Origin of the sequence: Pseudarthrobacter sp. NKDBFgelt (genome assembly GCF_046097905.1) — a bacterium.
GTDB lineage: Bacteria > Actinomycetota > Actinomycetes > Actinomycetales > Micrococcaceae > Arthrobacter > Arthrobacter polychromogenes.
In genome coordinates, this window is record NZ_JBJURL010000027.1 from 40,259 (window position 1) to 48,442 (window position 8,184).

7 protein-coding genes and 1 pseudogene are annotated in these 8,184 nt (G+C 65.9%); 4 read left to right on the forward strand and 4 right to left on the reverse strand.

The window, feature by feature from the left end; genetic code table 11:
* Positions 1-6: 6 nt before the first annotated feature.
* The 3 genes from ACKAE7_RS09455 to ACKAE7_RS09465 all read left to right on the forward strand — a co-directional run bounded on the left by ACKAE7_RS09455 (position 7) and on the right by ACKAE7_RS09465 (position 4,051).
* Entirely contained in the window at positions 7-3,018 is a 3,012-nt protein-coding gene (locus ACKAE7_RS09455) for a bifunctional [glutamine synthetase] adenylyltransferase/[glutamine synthetase]-adenylyl-L-tyrosine phosphorylase (RefSeq protein ID WP_190614007.1), read from the forward strand.
* A gap of 68 nt (positions 3,019-3,086) precedes the next feature.
* Positions 3,087-3,530 carry a VOC family protein gene (locus ACKAE7_RS09460; protein ID WP_408979019.1) on the forward strand — a complete coding sequence of 148 codons (444 nt, stop codon included), beginning with the start codon at positions 3,087-3,089 and terminating at the stop codon, positions 3,528-3,530.
* Positions 3,531-3,535: 5 nt separating this feature from the next.
* Positions 3,536-4,051, forward strand: a complete 516-nt coding sequence (locus ACKAE7_RS09465) for a GNAT family N-acetyltransferase (RefSeq protein ID WP_188813218.1) — start codon at positions 3,536-3,538, stop codon at positions 4,049-4,051.
* A gap of 251 nt (positions 4,052-4,302) precedes the next feature.
* Here the strand turns inward: ACKAE7_RS09465 and glnA are convergent, their stop codons facing one another.
* Positions 4,303-5,727, reverse strand: a complete 1,425-nt coding sequence (gene glnA, locus ACKAE7_RS09470; protein ID WP_174177032.1) for a type I glutamate--ammonia ligase — start codon at positions 5,725-5,727, stop codon at positions 4,303-4,305.
* Between the two features lie 300 nt (positions 5,728-6,027).
* On the opposite strand from glnA, the gene ACKAE7_RS09475 reads away from it, so the two are divergent.
* Positions 6,028-6,465 (forward strand): RDD family protein, encoded by a 438-nt coding sequence (locus tag ACKAE7_RS09475; protein WP_188813216.1) that lies wholly within the window; start codon positions 6,028-6,030, stop codon positions 6,463-6,465.
* Between the two features lie 37 nt (positions 6,466-6,502).
* Here ACKAE7_RS09475 and ACKAE7_RS09480 read toward each other — a convergent pair whose 3' ends face one another.
* The 3 genes and pseudogenes from ACKAE7_RS09480 to ACKAE7_RS09490 all read right to left on the reverse strand — a co-directional run.
* The gene (locus ACKAE7_RS09480) at positions 6,503-6,862 is read right to left on the reverse strand and encodes a DUF3817 domain-containing protein (protein ID WP_188813214.1); all 360 of its coding nucleotides are present in this window, start codon (positions 6,860-6,862) and stop codon (positions 6,503-6,505) included.
* An 82-nt stretch (positions 6,863-6,944) separates the two neighbouring features.
* Entirely contained in the window at positions 6,945-7,697 is a 753-nt protein-coding gene (locus tag ACKAE7_RS09485) for a DUF4191 domain-containing protein (RefSeq protein ID WP_188813212.1), read from the reverse strand.
* 97 nt (positions 7,698-7,794) lie between these two features.
* A pseudogene (locus ACKAE7_RS09490) lies at positions 7,795-8,184 on the reverse strand (lipoyl synthase); the annotation flags it as partial.

Consider the following 8,184-nt stretch of genomic DNA (forward strand, 5'->3'; position numbering starts at 1 on the left):
GCGGGCGTGAGCCTGGCACGCCGCCTTATTGCGGCTGGATTCAGCGACCTCGACAAGGGGGAGCGGTTCCTTGCTGCGCCTGAACTGGAAGGGCTGGACCAGGACAGGCTGTTTGCGGGCCTGCAGTTGGCAGCCAGCCCGGACACCGCTCTGCAGTCCCTGGTCCGCCTGATCGAAAAGCACCCGGCGCTCCGGGAACTGGCCGCCGCCGACCCCGACACCAGTGAACCGATGTACCGCGTGCTAGGTGCGTCCGAAGCCCTGGGGGAATTCCTGATCCGGCATCCGGAACACCTGGAGGCCTTCCACGTCCGCGCCAGCCCCGAGCCGCTGCAGTCCGATCCTGCCGCCCTGCGCGGGGTCCTCCTGCAGTCCGTGGGCGCTGACCCCCGCGCTGCCCGGCCCGTGGCAGCCAGCACCGGCAATGACGCCTACGCGGCGCTTCGCACAGCGTACCGCAGGGGTGTAGTGGACCTGGCCGTCAAGGACCTGTGCGCGGCCGATCCCCTGGATTTCCTCCCGTCAGTGGGAGCGGAGCTCGCGGACCTTGCCGGCGCAGCCATCGAAGCGGCCCTCGCCGTCTCGCGCGCCGAGGCGGGCGAGCAGTACGGCGCCGGGGACGTTGCCGACGTCGGCCTTGCCGTGATCGGGATGGGCAAGTGCGGCGCCCGGGAACTGAACTACATTTCCGACGTCGACGTCATCTACGTGGTGGACCCCGGCGCCCTCGATGACGCGAAGGCGAACACCATAGGAACAGCGCTGGCGAGCGGAATCTCCCGCGCCATCTCCTCCGTTGCCCGTGAACCGGGCCTATGGGAGGTGGACGCGAACCTTCGGCCGGAAGGAAAGTCCGGACCATTGGTCCGCACCCTTGCCTCGCACCAGACGTACTATGCCCGTTGGGCTGAAAGCTGGGAGTTCCAGGCGCTGCTCAAGGCCCGGACCATTGCCGGCGACGCCGACCTTGGCCGCCGCTACGAGGAAGCCGTCGCGCCGCTGATCTGGAGTTCTGCAAGCCGGGACGGATTCGTGGAATCGGTGCAGGCCATGCGCCGCCGGGTGACCGAACACATTCCGGCTGCGGAGGAGCAGCGCCAGATTAAGCTTGGCCGCGGGGGGCTGCGTGACGTCGAATTCACCGTGCAGCTGCTCCAGCTGGTCCACGGCAAGGCAGATGAAACACTCCGACGCCGGGACACCACCTCCGCGATCGCTGCCCTGTCCGCCGGGGGCTATATCGGCCGCTCGGACGCGGCCGCCTTCGACAACGCCTACCGCTACCTGCGCCTGCTGGAACACCGCATCCAGCTCTTCCAGCTGCGCAGGACGCACCTGATGCCCATTGCCGAACCGGCGCTCAGGTCGCTGGCGAAAGCCGTGCTGGGCCCCTTCTCCAACGAGCGTCCCCATCCGGACGCGCTGCTGTCCACCTGGCAGAAAACCAAGCGCTCCGTCCGGGAACTGCATGAGCGCATCTTCTACCGGCCGCTGCTCAACACGGCGGCCAAGCTCAGCAGTGAAGACGCAAAGCTGACGCCGGAAGCAGCCGAGGGCCGCCTGGCTGCCCTGGGGTACCGGGACCCGAAGGGCGCCATGCGCCATATCGAGGCCCTGACCGCTGGTGTCAGCCGGCGCGCAGCCCTCCAGCGGCAGCTGCTGCCGATCCTTCTCGACTGGCTGGCTGAAGGCGTGGACGCGGACGCGGGGCTCCTTGCGTTCCGGCGCGTCAGCGAGGCCCTGGGAACCACACACTGGTACCTGGGGATGCTCCGGGACTCCAATGCGGCCGCAGAGCGGTTGTGCCACATGCTGTCCAACTCGCGGCTGATAGCGGATCTGCTGGAGGTTTCGCCCGAGTCGGTGGCCTGGCTGGGCCAGGACAAGGACCTGGCACCCGTGGGGTTCGATGCCCAGTGGCAGGAAATCACCTCCAAGATGTCGCGGCACGCGGATCCGGAAAGCGCCATGCGCCTCATCCGACTGATCCGGCGCCGTGAAATCCTCCGGATCGCCATCGCCGATTCAGCCGGCCTGCTGGACCAGGACCAGGTGGGCAGGGCCTTGGCGGACACGGACAGGGCCGCGGTCCTGGGCGCCCTGCGCGTGGCGGAGGGCATCGTCTCCGCCAACGGACCGCTGAAGACCACCGTGCTGGTGGTTGCCATGGGACGGCAGGGCGGCCGCGAGATCGGCTACGGTTCGGACGCGGATGTGATGTACGTGCACAGGGCCCTGCCCGGGTTCAGCCCCGAGGAAGCACAGGAACAGGCCACCCGGATCGTCAACAAGGTCTCCACCCTGCTGACCCAGCCCTTGAAGCCGGCCATCATGGCCGAGCGGGTGCTCCAGATGGACGCGGACCTGCGCCCCGAGGGGAAGAACGGTGCCATGGTCCGTTCCCTCGACTCCTTCGCCGAATACTACCGGCGCTGGTCCCTCATCTGGGAGGCGCAGGCCCTGCTCAGGGCCCGCCCCATGGCCGGCAATGACGACCTGGCCAGGGACTTCCTGGACCTCATCGAGCCCATCAGGTATCCGGAATCGGTTGCCGAGACCGACGTGCGGGAAATCAGGCGGATCAAGGCGCGCGTGGAGTCCGAACGACTGCCCCGCGGCGCCGACCCCGCACGCCACCTCAAGCTGGGCCGGGGCGGACTGAGCGACGTCGAATGGCTTGTCCAGCTCTTGCAGCTGCAGCACGCCGGCAGCCACCCGGAGCTGCGGACCACGTCCACCCTGGAAGCGCTGGACGCTGCCGCCCGGACCGGCCTGCTCGCACAGGACGACGCCGGCCTGCTGGCCGCCGCCTGGCGTCTTGCAAGCCGGATCCGGTCCGCGAACGTCATCTGGAGCGGCAAGGCCTCGGACCTTCTGCCGTCGTCCCGGCGGGACCTGGAAGCCGTCGCCCGCTGGTGCGGATACGAACCGGGACAGGCAGCGGCGCTGGAGGAGGATTACCTGCGGGTCAGCCGGCGGGCGAGGGCTGTCTTCGAGCGGGTCTTCTACGGCCAGTAGCCGGTAGGAGCCGGCGGAAGGCGGCAGGGCGGCTGACACCTGTCAGGGCCCGGTGCTAGGTTGAGCGCATGGCTAGCCAACTCTTCCTCAACCTGCCCGTCCAGGACCTCCAACGCTCAGTCGCTTTCTTCACGGCCCTGGGCTTTACCTTCAACCCCGATTTCACGGACGAGAACGCCACGTGCATGGTGGTCAACGAGAACGCGTACGTGATGCTCCTGGTGGAGGCATACTTCAAGACCTTCACTACAAAGGAGGTCGCCAGCACCAAGGGTTCAGCCGAAGCAATCATCGCCTACTCCGTGGACAGCAGGGAGGCCGTCGACCAGGCAGTGCAGAATGCCCTGGCCAACGGCGGCTCCGCGTCCCAGGATGCCCAGGACTACGGCTTTATGTACAACCACAGCTTCCAGGACCCGGACGGGCACCTTTGGGAGGTCTTGTGGATGGACCCGTCAGGCCCGCCCGCCGAGTCCCCCTCACACGAAGATTCTGCCGGACCTCAGACCTGAACGGCGTGGCCACGGACGTCTGGCTGATTTCGCTCCAGGACCTCGACGACGACGCCCGCGCCATCCACCTCGAGGCAGTTGGCGGACTCGAAATGGCGCCAGGGCAGGACAGGTTTGTTGGCGATCCGCTCCGGATGGCCCTCACCGGGCTTGCCGAGGAATCACGCCGGCCCTATGTCATCGAGTCCGCCGGCCGGACCGTCGGCGTCCTGACCCTGCAGGCCGCGGCGGCGCGCCTGGCCGGCTGGCCGGACGACCACTCTGCGTGGCTCCTCAGGGGCTTCCTGATCGACAGGCGCGAACAGGGCAGGGGACTGGGTCCGCTCGCGGCAGCCGCCGCCGTGTCCGCCGCCCAAAAACTCACGGCCAGGCACCATACCGGGGAGGCCGGCGTCGTTCTTTCTGTCAATGAAGCGAACGCTGCGGGCCTGTCCGCTTACCGCCGGGCGGGGTTCGTGGACCGGGGACAGTACACCGGCGGGCAGGCGGGTCCGCAACGGATCATGTTCCGCAGTTTTTGACCACAATGGCATAACAGGCGGCGGGCCGTATTGCGCTGAGAAAGCGATTGCCCGATCATGTGGAATGGCGGTGTTCTTCAACCTTGTTGGGGGGAGGGCTGAAACTGGTCTTCGTCCCGGGGGGCATTCGTCAGGGGGTCCGGCTCCCGGTCTCAGCACGTCTGGAGCCGGGCTCCCACCTTCGGGCCACACGCAAAAGGCGGCCACCGGTGAACCGGTGGCCGCCTTTGGTGTCTCAGGAGACGGTGATGCTAGACGCCGTAGTAGAGCTCGAACTCGTAGGGGTTCGGGCGCAGGGACAGCGGGCGGATCTCGTTCTCGTACTTGTACTCGATCCAGGTGTCGATCAGGTCCTGGGTAAACACGCCGCCGGCCTGCAGGAACTCGTTGTCCTCACGCAGGGCCTCCAGTGCTTCCTCGAGCGTGCCCGGAGCCTTGGGGATGTCCTTGGCCTCTTCGGCGGGGAGCTCGTAGAGGTCCTTGTCGATCGGGGCCGGGGGCTCAATGCGGTTGCGGATACCGTCGATGCCGGCCATCAGCTGGGCAGCGAACGCCAGGTACGGGTTGGAGGAGGGGTCCGGAGCGCGGAACTCGATGCGCTTGGCCTTGGGGTTGGAGCCCGTGATCGGGATGCGGATACCTGCGGAGCGGTTGCCCTGCGAGTAGACCATGTTGACCGGAGCTTCGAAGCCCTTGACCAGGCGGCGGTAGGAGTTCACCGTCGGGTTGGTGAAGGCCAGGACGGCGGAGGCGTGCTTGAGCAGGCCGCCAATGTACCAGCGGGCGGTGTCGGACAGGCCGGCGTAGCCCTTCTCGTCGTAGAACAGCGGCTCGCCGCCGTTCCACAGCGACTGGTGGCAGTGCATGCCGGAACCGTTGTCGCCAAAGACCGGCTTGGGCATGAACGTTACGGACTTGCCCCAGGCGTCTGCGGTGTTCTTGATGACGTACTTGAACTTCTGCAGGTCATCGGCAGCGTGCGTCAGGGTGGTGAACTTGTAGTTGATCTCAGCCTGGCCGGCGGATCCAACTTCGTGGTGGCTGCGCTCGACCTCAAGGCCGGCCTCGTCCAGCGCGACACACATGGCGTCGCGCAGGTCAGCCTGCTTGTCGGTGGGGGAAACCGGGAAATAACCGCCCTTGACGGGGGTCTTGTAGCCCAGGTTTCCGCCTTCTTCCTCGCGGCCCGTGTTCCAGTGGGCTTCCTCGGAGTCGATCTTGTAGAAGCTGCCCTGCGGGGAGGACTGGTACTGCACGTTGTCGAACACGAAGAACTCAGCTTCGGGAGCGAAGAATGCGGTGTCGGCGATGCCGGTGGAGGCCAGGTAGGCTTCGGCCTTCTCGGCCACGCCGCGGGGGTCGCGGTGGTACGGATCGCCCGTGCGGGGGTTGACGATGGAGAAGTTCAGCGCCAGCGTCTTCTCCATGCGGAAGGTGTCCAGGAACGCAGTGGTGACGTCCGGGATCAGCTGCATGTCAGACTCTGCAATGCCCTGGAAGCCGCGGATGGAAGACCCGTCGAAGAGCTGGCCGTTGACGAAGAAGTCCGCGTCAACGCTCTTGGCCGGCACGTTGAAGTGCTGCTGGACGCCCGGGAGGTCGGTGAAGCGGATATCGACGAATTTAATATCTTCGTCCTTGATGAACTTGAGGACTTCGTCCGCAGTCTTGAACATCTATGCTCCTAACGCATATGTAAATATCTGGCTGGCAAGCCAGCTGATCCAGCGCAATCCGACGGGCAGGGAAACGCAGTTTCCCTGCTGTGAGTACCTGCTGTGTAAACCTGCCCCGTACTGCCTGGCGGCGGATTGCTTGAAACTGGTAACAGCCTATGGACGCGGCATTTCCCGTCCGTGTCCGCATTGTTTCGGGCAGGTTACATAATGCCCTGATATGGCAACGCTATCTTCCGTCCACTCCGTGGTCTAACCCCATCCACAGTGTGGTCGGCGGGATGTCGCTAAGCTTGGACCGTGGTAGATCGCAAAGACATCGGCTCCTGGCTCTCCGGCCCCGACACTTCGGGTATCTCCAAATATCCGGGGGAGCGGCTGGGACTGCCCGAGTCGGGGCCGGGCTCGATTGCGCGGGCGGGCCGCAGGATCGCGGCCATCATGATTGACTGGGGCATCGCGCTCCTGATCAGCAACTTCGCTTTCGGGGGAGATCCGTGGGCCACCCTGGCGATCTTCGCCGTCGAACAGACCCTGCTGATAGGAACCCTTGGCTACAGCATCGGACACCGTGCCATGGGCATTCACGTGGTCAGGGCCGGCGGCGGGCCGGCCGGGCCGCTGGCCGCGCTGGTGAGGTCCCTGCTGCTTTGCCTGGTCATCCCCGCGGTCATTTTCGACCCCGACCACCGGGGCCTCCACGACAAGGCCATGGACACGCTGCTGGTGCGGCGCTAAAGGCTGCAGCCCCGGATTTCCGGGCCACGAGGCCCCGCTATACGGAGCTGGCTTCCCGAACTGCCGCGGTGCCCGGTGATGAAGGCGCGGCGTCCAGGTAGTTCCGCTTGTCCGCCCAGCGCTCGAACAGGACCGTGGCGAACGGGAAAACGGCGGAGATGCCGGCGAACAGCGCCACGACGAAGGGCCACCGCTGCAGCCTCCAGAGGGCAAGGGCGGCAATGCCATAGCCCACAAAGAGTGCACCGTGTATTGGTCCGGCAACCTGGACGCCTATCTCGGTGGTGCCGGCAATCCATTTGAAGTACATGCCGATAAGGAGCGCCGCCCAGCTGAAGGCTTCGGCGATGGCCAGGATCCGGAATGCGCGGATCACCGCCGTTTTCTTGAAGGTCACTATAATGTCCTCTCCTGCCGTGAAAGCGGCAAAGAAACGCCCCGGCTGCCGGCCGGAGCCGGAACCGGGGCAGGTTCGATAACTAGCGTCCGCGGTTGGGACGCGCCTTGTAGGGGTCGATGCCTTTGGGGATCGGGAGGCGGTTGCCCAGTGAGGCGATGCGCTTGGACACTGCGTTCACCTCAAGCTTGGTGAGTTCCTTCTTGAGCTTGCCCATCTTCTTGGCCACCTCGCTGATGGGCACCTGGCCCTCGCCCCGGCCGCTTTCGATGACGTGGACGGTGACGTTCGGCAGGATGCGCGCAAGGCGTTTACGTTCCGCGTCCAGCAGCGGCTTCACCCGGTGCGTGGGGCCTTCGCTGACAAGGACGACGCCGGGACGGCCGATGGCGCGGAAGACGGCGTCCTGCGTCCTTGGGTTAACGGCAACAGGCTGTTCCTCGGTGATCCAGCCGCGGCGGAGCGTTCCCAGTGCGGCGCCGGAGGCGCCGGGCTGGTTCTCGATCTGGGCGAATGCGGCGCGCTCTGCCCTGCGGGACAGGATGAACGTGGCACCGAGCAGGCCCAGGGGGATGCCGATGATCAGGCCGGTGATCCAGTTATCCAGCCAGAAGCCCACCAGGAAGCTGACAGCCACGACGCCAAGGAAAACCAGCAGCATCAGCCACGGGACCATGGGGTCATGACGGCGGGTCATGGTGAAGACTTCGCGGATCTGCTTGAGCCGGCTGGGCTTCTTGGCCTTCGCTTCTTTCGGCTTGCGGGAGAAGAGGCCACGCTTGACTGCGCTGGAGCCAGACGGAGTGGAGTTGCTGGAATCAGGGGATTTCGCCATAGTGCCTTAATTCTACGTGACCAAAGCCGAAGGGCCGGCACCGGATTATTCGGATGCCGGCCCTTCGGGGACGCTGCGTTTTGTTGGGAACTGCAGATCAGTGGTGTGCTGCGATGAGTGAGCTGGCTTCCTGGCGGGTGCTGCCGGAGGACTCGATGTGGGCGAGTTCCGCCGGGATTTCCCAGCCCTTCTTGCGCATCGCGGTGGCCCACAGGCGGCCGGCCCGGTAGGAGGAGCGGACCAGCGGGCCGGACATGACGCCGAGGAACCCGATCTCGGTGGCTTCGTCCTGGAGGTCCACGAATTCCTGGGGCTTGACCCACCGGTCCACCGGCAGGTGCCGCTCACTCGGGCGCAGGTACTGGGTGATGGTGATCAGGTCGCAGCCGGCCTCATGCAGGTCCCGCAGGGCCTCGGAGATCTCCTCGCGGGTCTCGCCCATGCCCAGGATCAGGTTGGACTTGGTCACCATGCCCAGGTTCCGGCC